Source organism: Micromonospora sp. NPDC023737 (assembly GCF_040639715.1).
Taxonomy (GTDB): domain Bacteria; phylum Actinomycetota; class Actinomycetes; order Mycobacteriales; family Micromonosporaceae; genus Micromonospora.
In genome coordinates, this window is the sequence record NZ_JBFAAL010000001.1 from 506,201 (window position 1) to 520,844 (window position 14,644).

A 14,644-nucleotide genomic window follows, 5' to 3' on the forward strand; every position below is an offset into this window, starting at 1 on the left:
CTGACGCGCGCCCCGTGGCGGGTGCCCGCTGGAAGCGCCGGTACGCGATCCGGGTGCGACGGCGGCGGGCGTCCCGTCCGGGACGCCCGCCGCCGTCGTCGTCAGTTCTGCGCGGCCGTGTCGTCGGCGCCGACCCGCACCGCATCGACCGACGCGCCGTCGAGCCCCGAGATCCAGCCGGTGACGTCCCGGGCCACGTCCTGCGCGGTGAGCCGCAGGTCGGCGAGGATCTGCGCCCGGGTGCCGTGCGGGTGCCAGTCCGCCGGCACGCCGAGGTCGCGCAGCGGCACCCGGACGTCCGCGTCCCGCATCGCCTGGGCCAGCGCGTCACCGACTCCGCCGACCCGCACCCCGTCCTCGACGGTGACCACGAGCCGGTGCCGGGCGGCCAGCTCGACGAGCTCGGCCGGGACCGGGCGGACCCAGCGGGGGTCGACCACGGTGACGCCGTAGCCCTGCTCGGCGACCCGGGCGGCGACCTCCATGCCGAGGTGCCCGAAAGCGCCCACGGCGACCAGCAGCACGTCGGTACGCGCCGACTCGGTCAGCACGTCGACCGTGCCGACCCGGCGCGCGGCGGGCAGGTCGCCGGCCACGGAGCCGGTCGGGAAGCGGAGCACGGTCGGGCCGTCGTCGATCCCGACCGCCTCGCGCAGTTCCTCGCGCAGGGTGGCGGCGTCGCGGGGCGCGGCGATCCGCAGGCCCGGCACGACACCGAACACCGACATGTCCCAGATGCCGTAGTGGCTCGGCCCGTCCGGGCCGGTGATGCCGGCGCGGTCGAGCACGAAGGTCACCGGGAGCTTGTGCATCGCCACGTCGAGCAGCACCTGGTCGAAGGCCCGGTTGAGGAAGGTCGCGTAGACCGCCACGACCGGGTGCAGGCCGCCCAGCGCGAGGCCCGCCGCGGAGGTGGCGGCGTGCTGCTCGGCGATGCCGACGTCGTACACCCGCTCCGGGTACTTGCGGGCCAGTTTGGCGATGCCCGTCGGTTCGGCCATGGCGGCGGTGATGCCGACCACATCGGGCCGCTCGTCGGCGATCGCGACCAGCTCGTCGGCGAAGACGTGGGTCCACTTCACCGACGGGGCGGCCGTCGCCTTGCCGGTGGCGATGTCGAATGCGCCGGGCCCGTGGAAGCAGTCCGCCTCGTCCTCCTCGGCCGGGCGGTAGCCGTACCCCTTGCGGGTGACGGCGTGCACGATGACCGGGCCGCCGAACTGCTTCGCCGCCCGCAGCGCGGACTCCACCGCGGCGATGTCGTGCCCGTCGACCGGGCCGACGTACTTGATGCCGAGGTCCTCGAACATCGCCTGCGGCGCGACGGCGTCCTTGATGCCCTTCTTGACCGCGTGCAGCACCTCGTACATCGGCCTGCCGACCAGGGGGGTCGAACCGAGGGCGTCCTTGACCGTGTCGAGGACCTTCTCGTAGCCGGGATTGAGGCGCAGCGAGGACAGGTGGTCGGCGAGACCACCGATGGTCGGCGAGTACGACCGGCCGTTGTCGTTGACGACGATGACCAGCGGGTTTCCGGCGGTGGCGATGTTGTTCAGCGCCTCCCAGCACATGCCGCCGGTGAGCGCTCCGTCGCCGACCATGGCGACCACCGAGCGCGACTCGCCGCGCAGCGCGTACGCCTTGGCCAGGCCGTCGGCGTACGACAGGGCGGTGGAGGCGTGCGAGTTCTCAATCAGGTCGTGCTCGCTCTCCGCCTGGTTCGGGTAGCCGGAGAGACCGCCGCGCTGGCGCAGCTTGTCGAACCCGGCCTGCCGACCGGTGATGATCTTGTGCACGTACGCCTGGTGGCCGGTGTCGAACAGGAGCCGGTCCCGGGGAGAGTCGAAGACCCGGTGCAGGGCGAGGGTCAGCTCGACCACACCGAGGTTAGGCCCGATGTGCCCACCGGTGCGCGACACCTTCGCGATGAGGAAGTCACGGATCTCGGCGGCGAGGATCTCCAACTGCTCGGCGGACATCCCCTTGACGTCCCGCGGACCCCGCACCTTCGCCAGCAGTTGGCTGTGGTTGACCGTGTCCTGTTCAACACTCATGACCGCAGAGTCTATCGGCCATCCGTCACTTCGCAGCCGGGCCCGACGACCATCGCGCCCGGCACGGCAGCGGACCGCCGCGCGATCAGCAGGTCAGGGGCGGATCCGCAGCCGTCGAGGCGGGACCGCGGCGGTGGCGCCGGGCGGGGGCCCGGAGGGGGTCCAGGAGCCGAGGACGGCGGCCCGCGCCGCTCCGGTCACCGATCGGATCGAACCGGGCAGGCCATGCCAGGAGAGCCAACCCAGCAGGGCGAAGGCGTACGCCTCCTTGGCCTGCGCCGGCACGCCCAGCTCGTCGGTGGTACGCACCCGCCAGCGCCCCGCCCCCAGCTCGGTGAGCCGGGCGAGCAGCGTCCGGTTGCGCACCCCGCCGCCGGAGGCGATGACCTCGGTCACCCCGTGCCGGTCGCACTCGGCGGCCACCACCCGGGCCGTCAACTCGGTCAGCGTGGCCAGTACGTCGTCGGCCGCGACCGGCTCACCGATCGCCGCGAGGCGCTCGTCCAGGTAGCCGGCGTGGAACAGCTCCTTGCCCGTCGACTTCGGCGCGGGCGCGGCGTAGTACGGCTCGGCGAGGAGCCGATCGAGCAGGCCCGGATGCACCCGACCGGCCGCCGCCCGAGCGCCGTCGAGGTCGCAGGGCCGGCCGAGGAAGCGGCGGGCCGCGGCGTCGAGCAGCGCGTTGGCCGGCCCGACGTCGTACCCGAGCACCGGTGCGCCCTGGGCGACCACCGTGAGGTTGGCGATCCCGCCGAGGTTCAGCGCCGCCCGCGGCGCCCCGGAACGGCCGCTTCCGGCGCCCGTCCCGGCGGCCCCGGCCGCCCCCGTCACCGGCGGTGCGGTCCCGGGGCCGACCGGCGGGTCGGCGTCCGGGGCGAGCAGCAGGGCGTCGAAGGCCGGCACCAGCGGCGCGCCCTGCCCGCCGGCCGCGATGTCCGCCGAGCGCAGATCACTGAGCACCGGTACGCCCACCCGAGCGGCGACCCGAGCCACCGCACCGAGTTGCAGGGTGCCCCGGGCCACCCCGTCCTGCACCCAGTGGAAGACGGTCTGCCCCGGCGAGACCACCAGGTCGGCGCGACCACCGGCGAGTTCCAGCCCGACCGCCGCCGCCTCGGCGAAGACGTCGCCGAGCAGGTTGTCCAGCCGGCAGACCGCCTCGATCGTGGTGGCGGCCGGCGGTAGCAGGTCGCCGACCAGGGCGCGCAGCTCGTCGTCGTAGTCGAGGCCGCGGTGCCCGAGCGGCCGCAGCCGGAGTGTCTCCCCGTCGACGGCGAACTCCGCCGCCGCCACGTCCACCCCGTCGTACGACGTTCCCGACATCAGCCCGACGATCTTCATGTGCGGAGGCTAGCCCCTCCCGCCTCCACCGGGCAGCCATCGGTTGATCATGAGGTTGGCCGGCGAACCGGTGATCGAGTCCCCCGCCCACCTCGTGATCAGGGAGCCGAGGGCGGCAGCAGCAGCCCGACCAGCTCGACGTGCTGGGTCATCGGGAACAGGTCGAATCCGCGCAGCGCGGCGAGCCGCCAGCCCGCCTCGGCGAACGTGCGTACGTCCCGGGCGAAAGCGGCCGGGTCGCAGGCCACGTAGCCGATCGCGCGGGGCCCGGCGGCGACAAGTTCGCGTACCACCCGCGAGCCGGCGCCGGTACGGGGCGGGTCGAGCACGACCACGTCGACCGGACCGGTGATCCGGCGGCGGGCCAGCGCGGTCTCCACCCGGGCGGCGACCACCTCGACGCGGGGCAGGTCGCGCAGGTTCTCCCGAGCCGCGGCGACACCCTGCTCGGCGGCCTCGACCAGGGTGACCCGGCCGGTGTCGCCGACCACGCCGGCCAGCGCGGCGGCGAAGAGCCCCGCGCCGCCGTACAGGTCCCAGGCGGTCTCCCCCGGCTGCGGGTCCACCAGCTCCAGCACCGCCCCGACCAGGGTGTCGGCGGCCGCCGGGTGCACCTGCCAGAAGGCGGTCGCCGGGAGGGTCCACTCCCGGCCGGCGGCCACCTCGCGGACCGTGGTCGGCCCCTCGGCGGTGCTGGCCACGCCGTCGACCACGGTCACGACCGACACGTCACCCCCGGTGGAGGCGACCGTCTCCACCGCCTCGGCGTCCGGCCAGCGGGTGCCGCTCGCGGCCAGCACCGGCAGGCTCTGGATCGCCGGATGGGCGATCAGGCAGCGGTCGATCGGCACCACCTCGTGCGAGCGGTGCTTGAGCAGCCCAGCCCGGTCGCCGGCGTCCACCGCGTACCGGACCCGGGAGCGCCAACCCAACCGTCCACCGGGCAGCGCCTCGACCCGGACGCCGAGGCCGTCCAGTTCGGCGTCCGACAGCCCGCCCAGCCGGCTCAGCTGCTCCCGCACCACGGCGACCTTCCACTCCAGCTGCGCGGCGGGCGCGACGTGCTGCAGGTCGCAGCCGCCGCACCGGCCCGGCCGGGCGTACGGGCAGGGCGGCTCGACCCGGTCCGGTGAGGCGTCCAGCACCGTCACCGCGTCGGCCCGGACGAACCCCCGGTGCACCTCGGTCACCTCGGCGACGACCCGTTCCCCGGGCAGCGCGTGCCGGACGAAGACCACGTGCCCGTCGACCCGGGCCACGCAGTGCCCGCCCGGGGCGACCGCCCCGACGGTCAGCTCGACCCGCTCCGCCTCGGCCAGACCACGTTCAGTCACGGTCACCATCACTCGACTCGCCGGGCGGCACGGAGACCATCGGCGGGACGCTCGGCGGCAGGGCGCTGCGCGGCACGACGCGAGGCCCGCGGGCGGGGCCGCGCGAGAGGGTGGCGTCCAGCCGGGACAGGTTCTTGTTCGCGGTCGAGGCGAGCTGCCACGGCACGCTGGTCACCATCACGCCCGGCTCGAACAGCAGCCGGGTCTTGAGCCGCAGCGCGCTCTGGTTGTGCAGCAGGTTCTCCCACCAGTGCCCGACGACGTACTCCGGAATGAAGACCGTGACGACGTCGCGGGGCGACTCCCGGCGGGTGCTGGCGACGAAGTCGAGGATCGGCCGGGTGATCTCCCGGTACGGCGAGTCGACCACCGTCAGCGGCACGGGCAGCTCCCGCCGCTCCCACTCCTCCTGAAGGTCCCGGGTGTCCTTCTCGTCCACGTTCACCGTCACTGCGGTGAGGGTGTCCGGCCGGGTGGCCCGGGCGTACGCGATGGCCCGCAGCGTCGGCTGGTGCAGCTTGCTGACCAGGACGATGGCGTGGTTCCGCGCCGGCAGCACGGCGCGTCCCTCGTCCGGCGGGGTGAGCTCCTCCGAGACCCGGTCGTAGTGCCGCCGGATGGCCAGCATGAGCCCGTAGATCACCGCCATCGCGGCGATCGCGATCCAGGCGCCGAGCAGGAACTTGGTGAGCAGCACGATCACCAGGACGGTCCCGGTGAGCCCCATGCCGAAGGCGTTGATGGCCCGGGAGCGGTGCATCCGGCGGCGCGCCTCCGGGTCCCGTTCGCTCTTCAGGTGCCGGTTCCAGTGCCGGATCATGCCCGCCTGGGAGACGGTGAACGAGACGAAGACCCCGACGATGTAGAGCTGGATGAGCCGGGTCACCTCGGCCTGGAAGCCGACGATCAACACGATGGCGAAGGCCGCGAGGAAGAGGATGCCGTTGGAGAAGGCCAGCCGGTCGCCCCGGGTGTGGAACTGCCGGGGCAGGAACCGGTCCTGCGCGAGGATCGAGCCGAGCACCGGGAAACCGTTGAACGCGGTGTTCGCGGCCAGGAACAGGATCAGGGCGGTCACCCCGGCCACCACGTAGAGCAGGATCGACCCGGAGCCGAAGACCGCCTCGCCGAGCTGCGTGGTGACCGTCTTCTGCACGTACCCCTCGGGGCCGGCGACGATCTGCGCCGCCGGGTCCTCGACGAACTGGAGGTGGGTCAGCCGGGCCAGCCAGATGATCCCGACCAGCATGGTCACGGCGATCCCGCCGAGCAGCAGCAGGGTGGTGGCCGCGTTACGGCTCTTCGGCGGCTTGAACGCGGGTACGCCGTTGGAGATCGCCTCGACGCCGGTGAGCGCTGCGGCGCCCGAACTGAACGTCCGCAGCAGCAGGAAGATCAGGGCGAAACCCGTCACGCTGTGCTCGGCCTGGATGACCAGCTCGGCGCTGGGGGCGCGCAGCTGGTCGCCGAGCACGAAGACCCGGACGAGGCCGGTTAGCAGCATCCCGCCGATCACGATCACGAACCCGTACGTCGGGATGGCGAACGCGGTGCCCGACTCACGCAGCCCGCGCAGGTTGACGGCGCTCAGCAGCACCACCGCGGTCACCGCGATCATGACCTTGTGGGTGGCCACGAAGGGCACCACCGAGCCCAGGTTCGCCACCCCGGAGGAGACCGACACGGCCACCGTCAGCACGTAGTCGACCAGCAGCGCGCTGGCCACCCCGAGGCCGAACTTCGGCCCGAGGTTGACCGTGGCCACCTCGTAGTCGCCGCCGCCGGAAGGGTAGGCGTGGACGTTCTGCCGGTAGCTGGCCACCACGGTCAGCATCACCACGACCACCGCGAGCGCGATCCACGGCGAGAAGAAGTAGGCCGAAGCGCCCGCGATCGACAGCGTCAGCAGGATCTCGTCCGGCGCGTACGCGACGCTGGACAGCGCGTCGGACGCGAAGACGGGCAGCGCGATGCGCTTCGGCAGGAGGGTGTGCTGCAGCCGGTCGGACCGGAACGGTCGACCGAGGAGCAGCCGCTTCAGCAGCGAGGTGGGACTGGCCACGAACGCCAAGGGTACGTCCACTCCGGCGAGGGTGCGGGGGTGGGCGATCGGCGACGGTGCGTGCGGGCGCGGTACCGTCGGTCCCCGTTCCCAGCCGGGACATGGCAGGCTCGCACTCGACGGGCGCCGTGCGGACGGGCGCGCAGCTTGGGAGGGAAGCGTGCATGTCGTGATCATGGGTTGCGGGCGGGTCGGCTCGACCCTCGCCCACAGCCTGGAATCCCGAGGGCACTCGGTCGCGGTGATCGACCACGACGCGGACGCCTTCCGCCGGCTCGGCCCGGACTTCGCCGGAGTGACGGTGACCGGTGCCGGCTTCGACGGAGACGTGTTGCGGCAGGCCGGCATCGAGCGGGCCGACGCCTTCGCCGCGGTCTCCAGCGGCGACAACTCCAACATCATCTCCGCTCGCCTGGCGCGGGAGACCTTCGGCGTGTGCCGGGTCGCCGCGCGGATCTACGACCAGCGGCGGGCACAGGTCTACGAGCGGCTCGGCATCCCCACGGTCGCCACCGTCCGATGGACCGCAGACCGGATGTTGCGGCACCTCGTGCCGGAGGGGAACGTGGAGATCTTCCGCGACCCCACCAGTACCGTCTCGATCGTCGAGGTGCCGATACACAAGGAATGGGTCGGCCGGCCGGTGCACACGCTGGAGGACGAGACCGGGGCGCGGGTGGCGTACCTCATCCGCTTCGGCATCGGCACGCTCCCCACCACGTCCAGCGTGGTGCAGGAGGGTGACCAGGTCTTCATGCTGGTCACCGACGACATCGTGGCGACGGTCACGTCGGTGGCGTCGCGGCCGCCGGAAGGGGGGCACTGAGCCATGCGGGTCGCCATCGCCGGCGCGGGCAACGTGGGGCGCTCGATCGCCCAGGAATTGATCGAGAACGGCCACCAGGTGATGCTCATCGAACGGCAGCCCAAGATGCTGCGGCCGGACCGGGTGCCCGCCGCCGAATGGGTGCTCGCCGACGCGTGCGAGCTGACCAGCCTGGAGGAGGCGGACATCGCCGGCTGTGACGTGGTGGTCGCCGCCACCGGCGACGACAAGGTCAACCTGGTGGTGTCACTGCTGGCCAAGACCGAGTTCGCGGTGCCCCGGGTGGTGGCCCGGGTCAACCGGGCCGAGAACGAGTGGCTCTTCACCGACCAGTGGGGCGTCGACGTGGCGGTGAGCAAGCCGCGGGTGATGGCCGCGCTGGTCGAGGAGGCCGTCACCGTCGGCGATCTGGTCCGGCTGATGACCTTCCGGCAGGGCGAGGCGAACCTGGTGGAGATCACCCTGCCGCCCGCCGCGCCCTACGTCGGCCGGCCGATCCATGCGGTGCCGCTGCCCCGCGACGCCGCACTGGTGGCGATCGTTCGCGGCAAGCGGGTGCTGGTGCCCAGCCCGGACGACCCGATCGAGGCCGGCGACGAGCTGATCTTCGTGTGCACGGCCGAGGTGGAGGACGACGTCCGCGCGGTGATCCTCGGCCCGGGCAGCGTGGAGCGTACCCGCGGGGGAAGCTGACCTGATCGCTCGCGCCGCCTCGACTCCGGCGGCGCGGGCGACGGACGGTCAGTTGCCGGGCAGTGGCTCGGGAGCCGCCTCCCGGGTCACCCGCCGGACGGTCCAGACGGTGATGAGCAGCAGCAGCGCGTACGGCGGGTAGCCCAGCAGCAGCCGGGCCACACCGAGCGCGGTGTCCTGGTGGGCGAGGTAGAGCCCGGCCTGCACACCGACCTTCGCCAGCCAGACGACACCCCAGAGCACGGTCAGCCCGGTGAACGTACGCACCAGCCGTGGGTCGTCACGCCATTCGGAGCGCCCCTTGGCGACGAGGACCGACCAGATCCACCCCACCAACGGCTGGCGGATGGCGGCGGAGAGCAGCAGGACGAGCCCGTAACCGACGCCGTAGAGGATGCCGGGAAGGTAGAAGTCCCGCTCGTTACCGGTGCGCCAGGCGATGGCCGCGCCGATGGCGATGCCGAAGAGCCCGTTGACGGCGTGCCTGATCGGGCGGCGCTGGGCCAGCCGCAGGCCGGCGATCAACAGCGCCACGGCCACCGAGGCGATCACCGCGGGGCGCAGCTCGCCGATGACGTTGGCGATCACGAAGACCACCACGGGGATGCTGGATTCCACCAGCCCCCGCCAGCCGCCGAGCTGGTCGGCCATCTGCTCGGCGATGCTGGGCAGCCGCTCCTCGTCCGGCGATCCGGCGCCCGGCTGAGCGGCCCGGTCCTGTCCCGTGGTCATCGGCTCCCGTCCGTCCGCGCGGTCACTTCGGCAGGTCCAGCTCGTAGTACGGGTTGTAGATCACCTTGCGTTCGTCCCGCATGGCGACCCGGCCGCGGGCGGTCAGGTGCCGGCCCGGCTCGATGCCGGCGATGTGCCGGCGCCCCAGCCAGACCAGCGTCACCACGTCGCTGCCGTCGTAGAGGTCCGCCTCCAGGGTGGGCAGGTTGGTGCGCGGCGTGTAAACCACGGTGCGGAGCCGCCCGCTCACCGACACCACCTGACCCCGAAAACACTCCAGGGCCGGCACACCGCCGCACTCCGCACTCTCCCGCTGCAGCTCCTGCGCCTCGATCTCGGCCTCGCTCGCGGTGAGCCGGTGCAGGATCCGCCGCAGCGATCCTCGGCTCTCGTCGGTGGTCATGACCCCCGCGTCACCCTCTCCATCTGGCCGGCCACGCCGACACCGGGTCGCCCCGGCGTCGCCGGGACGTCCCGCCAGCGTACGCCGGTCCGCCCGATCCCGGCGGGCCGGCGAGCCCGGTCAGACCTGCCGCGGCTGCTCCGCCGGGCGCCCGCCGTCCGGGCCGGGTTGCGCCGACTCGTCGGCGACTTCCCGCGGCAGCCGCAGCGGCAGCGGCTCACGTACCGGCTTGGCCTCCTGGCCGCGGTCGACCACGAGCCCGTGCAGGCACACGGCCAGTGGACCGGCGGCTGCCGGGTCCACCGCCGCCGCGCCCTGGAAGACGCCGCGCACCATCCACCGCGGGCCGTCGATCCCCACGAACCGCAGGTCGGTCGGGCCGTCAGGGGTACGCACCTGGGCCCGCAGCTCGGGGCCGTACTCGCCCTCGACCTCCTGCGGCGCGGCGCCGTCGTTGAACAGCGACTGGCGGATCTCCTCTCGCACCTCGTCCCAGATCCCCTCGGACCGGGGCGCGGCGAAGACGCCGAGCTGCAACGCGTTCTGCCCGTGCACCAGCACGACCTGCTGGACGACGCCCTGCTGGTCGGCCTGCACCCGCACCTCGACCTCGGGGATCGCGGGAATGTGCAGGCTGCCCAGGTCCAGCCGCGGCACGTCGGACGGGGCCTCGGAGATGTCGTACGGGCCGTGGGTGGGCACCGCCCGGGTGTCCTCCCCCTGGAGGTCGTCGAGGACCTCGGTGGTCCGCTCGTCACCGGCGTGCCGCCCGGCACGCTTCCGGGAGAAGATCACTGCGTCCACCCTCCGCTGTTCGTCTTCAACCTGTCACCTCTTCGCTGCGCCGTTCGCCTCCGGACGGGTCCGCCGGTGGTGGCACCAGGCCGGCGTGCCCGCCGGTGGAGCCGTGCCCGCCCGTCCCGCGCGGGGACGACGGCAGCTCGGCCACCGGCTGGAACTCGACCCGCGCCACCCGCTGCACCACGAGCTGAGCGATCCGGTCGCCCCGGAAGATCTTCGCCGATGCGAACCGATCATGGTTGATCAGGTTCACCATGATCTCGCCCCGGTAGCCGGCGTCGACCGTACCGGGCGCGTTGAGGACGGTCACACCGAGCCTGGCCGCGAGTCCGGACCGGGGGTGGACCAGGCCCACGTACCCCTCCGGCAGGGCGATCGCCACTCCGGTCGGGACCAGGGCCCGGCCGCCGGGCGGCAGCTCCACGTCCGCGGCGGCCACCAGGTCGGCGCCGGCGTCGCCGGGATGGGCGTACGCCGGCAGCGGCAGCTCCGGGTCGAGCTGCCGTACGGGCACGGGTACCACGTCGGTCACGGTTCTCCTCTTCCGTCCGGTACGGCGATGACCCTGCCATCCTGCCGGGTGGCGAGGCCGCCGTCCGCCGTACCCTCGGACTGTGAGCCTGTCGCCGTCGTCATCGTCCTCAGCGCCGCCCGTTCCGACCCGCGTTGAGCGCTCGGAGCGGCTGACCCTGCCCTGGTGGCTGTGGCTGGCCGGTCTGGCGTCCGCCGGCCTGCTCGCCGTCGAGGTCTGGATGGGCGCGCCCGGGCTGCGTGCCTGGCTGCCGTTCGTGGTGCTGTTGCCCGCCACCGCGGCAGGGCTCTGGTGGCTGGGAAGGATCCGGGTCTCGGTCCGGGACGGCGAATTTCTGGTCGACGACGCCCGCCTCCCGGTGCGGTACGTCTCGGACGTGGTTCCACTCGACTCGGCCGGCCGCCGTGAGGTGCTCGGCGTGGGCGCCGACCCGCTGGCCTTCGTGGTGCAGCGTCCGTGGATCGGTGGCGCCGTCCAGGTGGTGCTGGACGACCCGGCCGACCCCACCCCGTTCTGGGTGGTGAGCACCCGCCGCCCGGTCGAGCTGGCCGAGGCGATCCTGGCCGCCCGCGACGCCCACTGACGAGCGACGCCCGCCGGATCGGCGACGGCGGCCGGGGACCCGCTGAACGGGACGTCCCCGGACCGCGCCCACCTGGATCCGCTCGATGCTCCGTGGCGGCTCAGGGGGCATCTGGCAGGGAGCGTGGCGGAACGGGTAGTTGGCGGCGCTTGCGGCGCAGATCGTCTCGCACCTGGTCGCCGAGCCCTCTGGTGGCCCGGCGGTTGAGGTAGCTGGCGACGGCCGCGCCGGTCAGGAACGGCCCCAGTGTGGTGAGGTTGCGCCCGAAGCGTCGTAGCAGGGTGTCGCGCAGCTCCCGGCGGGCGGCGGTGCCGAGCACCGCCCCCACTCCCGCACCGGGCATCGTCGGGCTGATCCCGCGTTGGGTGGCCCAGGCCTGCACCAGGGCGATGGCACGCTGGCCCCGGCCTTCGGGGAGCCCGATGCCGTACACCTCGTGCAGCTCCCCGACGAGCTTGAGTTCGATCGCCACCACGGTGATCGTCTCGGCCGCCAGCAGCACCGGGGCGGACAGCAGGGTGGGCGTGACGGTCCACTCCACGGCGGCCACTCCACCGCCGGCGGCACCCACCCCGGCGGTCGCCCGGGCGGCGTTGCGTACCAGCCGGTCGGCGAGCGCCTCGTCGTCCAGGCCCTCGAAGTGCCGCCGCAACGTGGCCAGGTCCCGGACCGGCACGTGCGGAGCGATCTCGGTGACGGTGTCGACCATCCAGCGGACGGCGGCGCGGGGCTTGAACAGGTCGCCCAGGCCGCGGACGCGGGCCTGACCGACCAGCCGGCTGAGCAGCTGCCGCCGCCGGGCCGGCTCGATGTCGTCCGCGGTCAGCGCTGCCACGGTGGCGCCCAGCTCGGCCGGATCGTGCTTCGGGGCGTCGCCCTGCTCGCTCATCGCACTCGACCTCCCGGATCGCTGGTACGGCTACCCGTTCCGAGTCAAGCAGGTCCCCACCCGTGGCGCATGGCGACGCCGACAGCGGCGGCCTCGTTCCGAAGGCCGCCGCCGGATCAGTAATTGAAGGTCAGACGCACTCGCGGCAGATCAGCTCGCCGTTGCGCTCGACCGCCAGCTGGCTGCGGTGGTGGACGAGGAAGCAGCGAGCACAGCGGAACTCGTCCTGCTGCATCGGCAGCACCTTGACCGTGAGCTCCTCGTCGGCCAGGTCGGCTCCGGGCAGCTCGAAGCTCTCGGCCACCTCGGCCTCGTCGACGTCCACGGCACCCGACTGTGAGTCGACGCGCCGGGCCTTGAGCTCTTCCAGGCTGTCCTCGCCGAGGTCGACCTCGTCGCGACGCGGGGCGTCGTAGTCGGTGGCCATCGGTTTCACTCTCCCATGTTGATGTGGTCGTACGGTTGTAACGCCGGACGACGCTTTTCCGGTTCCGCTGGCCGGCCACCCATTGTGTCGGTCACCCGACCCGACGACCCGTCGGTCGAGGCCGCCAGAGAAACTCCCCCGGCGAGCGCGGTACCTTACCCCCCCTTTGGGCGAGGCATGTATACCGCCCTCGTGGCAGAGATGTACGCCCCCGCACGGCAAGTTGTTCCCAATGTGACTCAGGCGACACGAAGATAGGGGTAGTAGTACCTGGTTCATGGGCGGCGCGCCGCCATGTCCGGCTGTTTCCACGCGACGGTCGGACAACCGTTAACCTCAGCGGCGTACCCGGCGGCCGGGGCGGCACGTCCGCCGTCGGTCGCCGCCACCCTCTCGAAGTCCGGGGAGCGCCCAGATGAGTTTTGCGCGAGTGCGGGCACTCGTTGTCGTCGGCCTGCTGGCGGTCCTCGCCGTGATCTTCGTGGCCGTCGCCGTGGTGCGCGACAGCCAGAGCGAGGCGGGTGCCGCCAAGAGCTGTCCGGACGGCTGGCCGCTCGCCGACGTCACACTGCGCGAGACCAACGAAGTCAAGATCAATGTGCTGAACGCGACCGACGAGGCGGGTCGGGCGAGCAGCGTCGCGGACGATTTCCGCAATCGCAAGTTCCAGGTCAAGAAGGTGGGCAACGCCCCCAAGGGGGTCGACGAGGTGGCAGTGCTGCGGTACGGCCCGAAGGGGGTCGGCTCGGCGCATCTGCTCCGCGCGTACTTCCTCGACAACGCCGAGACCGAATACGACCCGAAGCGCACCGACGACACCGTGGACGTGGTGCTGGGTGACGCCTTCCAGCAGCTGGCCACCACGACCGAGGTGAACCAGTCCCTCGGCGACCTCGGCTCGCCGATCGCGCCGCCCGGTTCCTGCCCCGCGCCCGTCGAGGACTGACCCGGTGTCTCCGGCGGCCTGTCACGGGCCGCCGGAGGCGTCCAGGTCGGCGAGCCGGTCGTGCAGCGGCGCGAAGAGCGCGGGAGGCGCGGCGATCACCAGGTCCGGCCCGGCCGGCAGGCCACCCAGCCCCGCGACCAGCATCCCCGCCTCGGTGGCCACCAGGGCTCCGGCCGCCTGGTCCCACGCGGCCAGCCCCTTCTCGTAGTAGACGTCCACCCGTCCCTCGGCGGCCAGGCAGAGGTCCAGCGCCGCCGCGCCGAGGCGGCGGATGTCCCGTACGTGCGGAATCAGCTCGGCGACCACCCGCGCCTGGTGCGCCCGGCGTCTCGGGTCGTAGCCGAACCCGGTGGCGACGAGCGCCTGACCCAGGTCGGTCTCGGTCGAGCAGCGCAGCCGCTCGCCGTCGCGCCACGCACCGCCACCGGCGGTGGCGGTCCACTCCTCGCCGGTGGTCACATTGCGGACCACCCCGGCGACCACCTCGCCGTCGACCTCGGCCGCGAGCGACACGGCGCAGTGCGGCAGCCCGTATAGGTAGTTGACGGTGCCGTCGATCGGGTCGAGGATCCAGCGAACCCCGCCGGCGCCCACCTCCGTGTCGCCCGGGCCGTACTCCTCACCGAGCACCGCGTCCGCAGGCCGCAGCCGACGCAGCGCGTCGAGGACCTGCATCTCGACCGCCCGGTCGGCAGCGGTCACCACGTCGGTCACCGTGCTCTTGGTGGCGGCGACCGAGACTCCCTCGGCCCGCATCCGGTACGCCGTCGCGGCGGCGTCCCGGGCCAACTCGACCGCGATCTCCAACAGTTCGCCCGCTGACGGCGCCCCACGCTCCATGCCTCGTCCCCTTCCCGCACGATCGGGGTGTCCCGTCTCATGCGCGAGTACCATCCTTACAAACTCCACATCTGCGCCGTTTCGACGGTCTCGACAACCCGATACGCCGTGCGGCGCAGGATGATCGCCGCAGACGGCGTTACAATTCACCCCTGCCCACGCGCCACGGACCGCCGGTGAC

The 14,644-nt window shown here is 72.8% G+C and carries 15 protein-coding genes; 4 read left to right on the forward strand and 11 right to left on the reverse strand.

Annotated features, from left to right (window positions below):
* Nucleotides 1-101: 101 nt before the first annotated feature.
* The 4 genes from dxs to AB0F98_RS02250 all read right to left on the reverse strand — a co-directional run bounded on the left by dxs (nt 102) and on the right by AB0F98_RS02250 (nt 6,791).
* Entirely contained in the window at nt 102-2,054 is a 1,953-nt protein-coding gene (gene dxs, locus AB0F98_RS02235; RefSeq protein ID WP_357727340.1) for a 1-deoxy-D-xylulose-5-phosphate synthase, read from the reverse strand.
* 93 nt (nt 2,055-2,147) lie between these two features.
* Nucleotides 2,148-3,395 carry an anhydro-N-acetylmuramic acid kinase gene (locus AB0F98_RS02240; protein WP_357727343.1) on the reverse strand — a complete coding sequence of 416 codons (1,248 nt, stop codon included), beginning with the start codon at nt 3,393-3,395 and terminating at the stop codon, nt 2,148-2,150.
* A 98-nt stretch (nt 3,396-3,493) separates the two neighbouring features.
* Complete coding sequence (locus tag AB0F98_RS02245) at nt 3,494-4,729, reverse strand: TRAM domain-containing protein (RefSeq protein WP_357727346.1); 1,236 nt, start codon at nt 4,727-4,729, stop codon at nt 3,494-3,496.
* The gene (locus AB0F98_RS02250) at nt 4,722-6,791 is read right to left on the reverse strand and encodes an APC family permease (RefSeq protein ID WP_357729002.1); all 2,070 of its coding nucleotides are present in this window, start codon (nt 6,789-6,791) and stop codon (nt 4,722-4,724) included. Before AB0F98_RS02250 ends, AB0F98_RS02245 begins: the two co-directional genes overlap by 8 nt.
* A 160-nt stretch (nt 6,792-6,951) precedes the next feature.
* On the opposite strand from AB0F98_RS02250, the gene AB0F98_RS02255 reads away from it, so the two are divergent.
* Together AB0F98_RS02255 and AB0F98_RS02260 are read left to right on the forward strand one after the other, a co-directional pair.
* Nucleotides 6,952-7,617, forward strand: a complete 666-nt coding sequence (locus AB0F98_RS02255; RefSeq protein WP_357727349.1) for a TrkA family potassium uptake protein — start codon at nt 6,952-6,954, stop codon at nt 7,615-7,617.
* Between the two features lie 3 nt (nt 7,618-7,620).
* Nucleotides 7,621-8,310, forward strand: a complete 690-nt coding sequence (locus AB0F98_RS02260; RefSeq protein ID WP_357727352.1) for a TrkA family potassium uptake protein — start codon at nt 7,621-7,623, stop codon at nt 8,308-8,310.
* A 48-nt stretch (nt 8,311-8,358) separates the two neighbouring features.
* Here the strand turns inward: AB0F98_RS02260 and AB0F98_RS02265 are convergent, their stop codons facing one another.
* The 4 genes from AB0F98_RS02265 to dut form a co-directional block, all read right to left on the reverse strand.
* Complete coding sequence (locus AB0F98_RS02265) at nt 8,359-9,042, reverse strand: DUF3159 domain-containing protein (RefSeq protein WP_357727355.1); 684 nt, start codon at nt 9,040-9,042, stop codon at nt 8,359-8,361.
* A gap of 22 nt (nt 9,043-9,064) precedes the next feature.
* Nucleotides 9,065-9,445 (reverse strand): OB-fold nucleic acid binding domain-containing protein, encoded by a 381-nt coding sequence (locus AB0F98_RS02270; RefSeq protein WP_357727358.1) that lies wholly within the window; start codon nt 9,443-9,445, stop codon nt 9,065-9,067.
* A gap of 120 nt (nt 9,446-9,565) precedes the next feature.
* Nucleotides 9,566-10,240 (reverse strand): DUF3710 domain-containing protein, encoded by a 675-nt coding sequence (locus AB0F98_RS02275; RefSeq protein ID WP_357727361.1) that lies wholly within the window; start codon nt 10,238-10,240, stop codon nt 9,566-9,568.
* Nucleotides 10,241-10,265: 25 nt separating this feature from the next.
* On the reverse strand, nt 10,266-10,778 hold the full coding sequence (dut, locus tag AB0F98_RS02280) for a dUTP diphosphatase (protein WP_357727364.1): 513 nt from the start codon (nt 10,776-10,778) through the stop codon (nt 10,266-10,268).
* 88 nt (nt 10,779-10,866) lie between these two features.
* On the opposite strand from dut, the gene AB0F98_RS02285 reads away from it, so the two are divergent.
* Nucleotides 10,867-11,361: a DUF3093 domain-containing protein gene (locus tag AB0F98_RS02285; RefSeq protein WP_357729005.1), complete on the forward strand. Its 495-nt coding sequence runs from the start codon at nt 10,867-10,869 to the stop codon at nt 11,359-11,361.
* 100 nt (nt 11,362-11,461) lie between these two features.
* Here AB0F98_RS02285 and AB0F98_RS02290 read toward each other — a convergent pair whose 3' ends face one another.
* The gene (locus tag AB0F98_RS02290; protein ID WP_357727367.1) at nt 11,462-12,250 is read right to left on the reverse strand and encodes a hypothetical protein; all 789 of its coding nucleotides are present in this window, start codon (nt 12,248-12,250) and stop codon (nt 11,462-11,464) included.
* Between the two features lie 130 nt (nt 12,251-12,380).
* A complete protein-coding gene (locus AB0F98_RS02295) occupies nt 12,381-12,677 on the reverse strand; it encodes a DUF4193 domain-containing protein (RefSeq protein ID WP_007075406.1) in 297 nt (98 codons plus the stop codon).
* Between the two features lie 430 nt (nt 12,678-13,107).
* Here AB0F98_RS02295 and AB0F98_RS02300 point away from each other — a divergent pair, with 430 nt between their 5' ends.
* Nucleotides 13,108-13,623 carry a LytR C-terminal domain-containing protein gene (locus AB0F98_RS02300; RefSeq protein ID WP_357729008.1) on the forward strand — a complete coding sequence of 172 codons (516 nt, stop codon included), beginning with the start codon at nt 13,108-13,110 and terminating at the stop codon, nt 13,621-13,623.
* 21 nt (nt 13,624-13,644) lie between these two features.
* On the opposite strand, the gene AB0F98_RS02305 is transcribed toward AB0F98_RS02300, so the two are convergent.
* On the reverse strand, nt 13,645-14,463 hold the full coding sequence (locus AB0F98_RS02305; protein WP_357727370.1) for an inositol monophosphatase family protein: 819 nt from the start codon (nt 14,461-14,463) through the stop codon (nt 13,645-13,647).
* Nucleotides 14,464-14,644: the final 181 nt, after the last annotated feature.

Coding starts and splice junctions, on each gene's coding strand:
- dxs (WP_357727340.1), bottom strand. CDS start 2,054: ATGAGTGTTGAACAGGACACGGTCAACCACAGCCAACTGCTGGCGAAG.
- AB0F98_RS02295 (WP_007075406.1), bottom strand. CDS start 12,677: ATGGCCACCGACTACGACGCCCCGCGTCGCGACGAGGTCGACCTCGGC.
- AB0F98_RS02260 (WP_357727352.1), top strand. CDS start 7,621: ATGCGGGTCGCCATCGCCGGCGCGGGCAACGTGGGGCGCTCGATCGCC.
- AB0F98_RS02305 (WP_357727370.1), bottom strand. CDS start 14,463: ATGGAGCGTGGGGCGCCGTCAGCGGGCGAACTGTTGGAGATCGCGGTC.
- AB0F98_RS02290 (WP_357727367.1), bottom strand. CDS start 12,250: ATGAGCGAGCAGGGCGACGCCCCGAAGCACGATCCGGCCGAGCTGGGC.
- AB0F98_RS02270 (WP_357727358.1), bottom strand. CDS start 9,445: ATGACCACCGACGAGAGCCGAGGATCGCTGCGGCGGATCCTGCACCGG.
- AB0F98_RS02265 (WP_357727355.1), bottom strand. CDS start 9,042: ATGACCACGGGACAGGACCGGGCCGCTCAGCCGGGCGCCGGATCGCCG.
- AB0F98_RS02240 (WP_357727343.1), bottom strand. CDS start 3,395: ATGAAGATCGTCGGGCTGATGTCGGGAACGTCGTACGACGGGGTGGAC.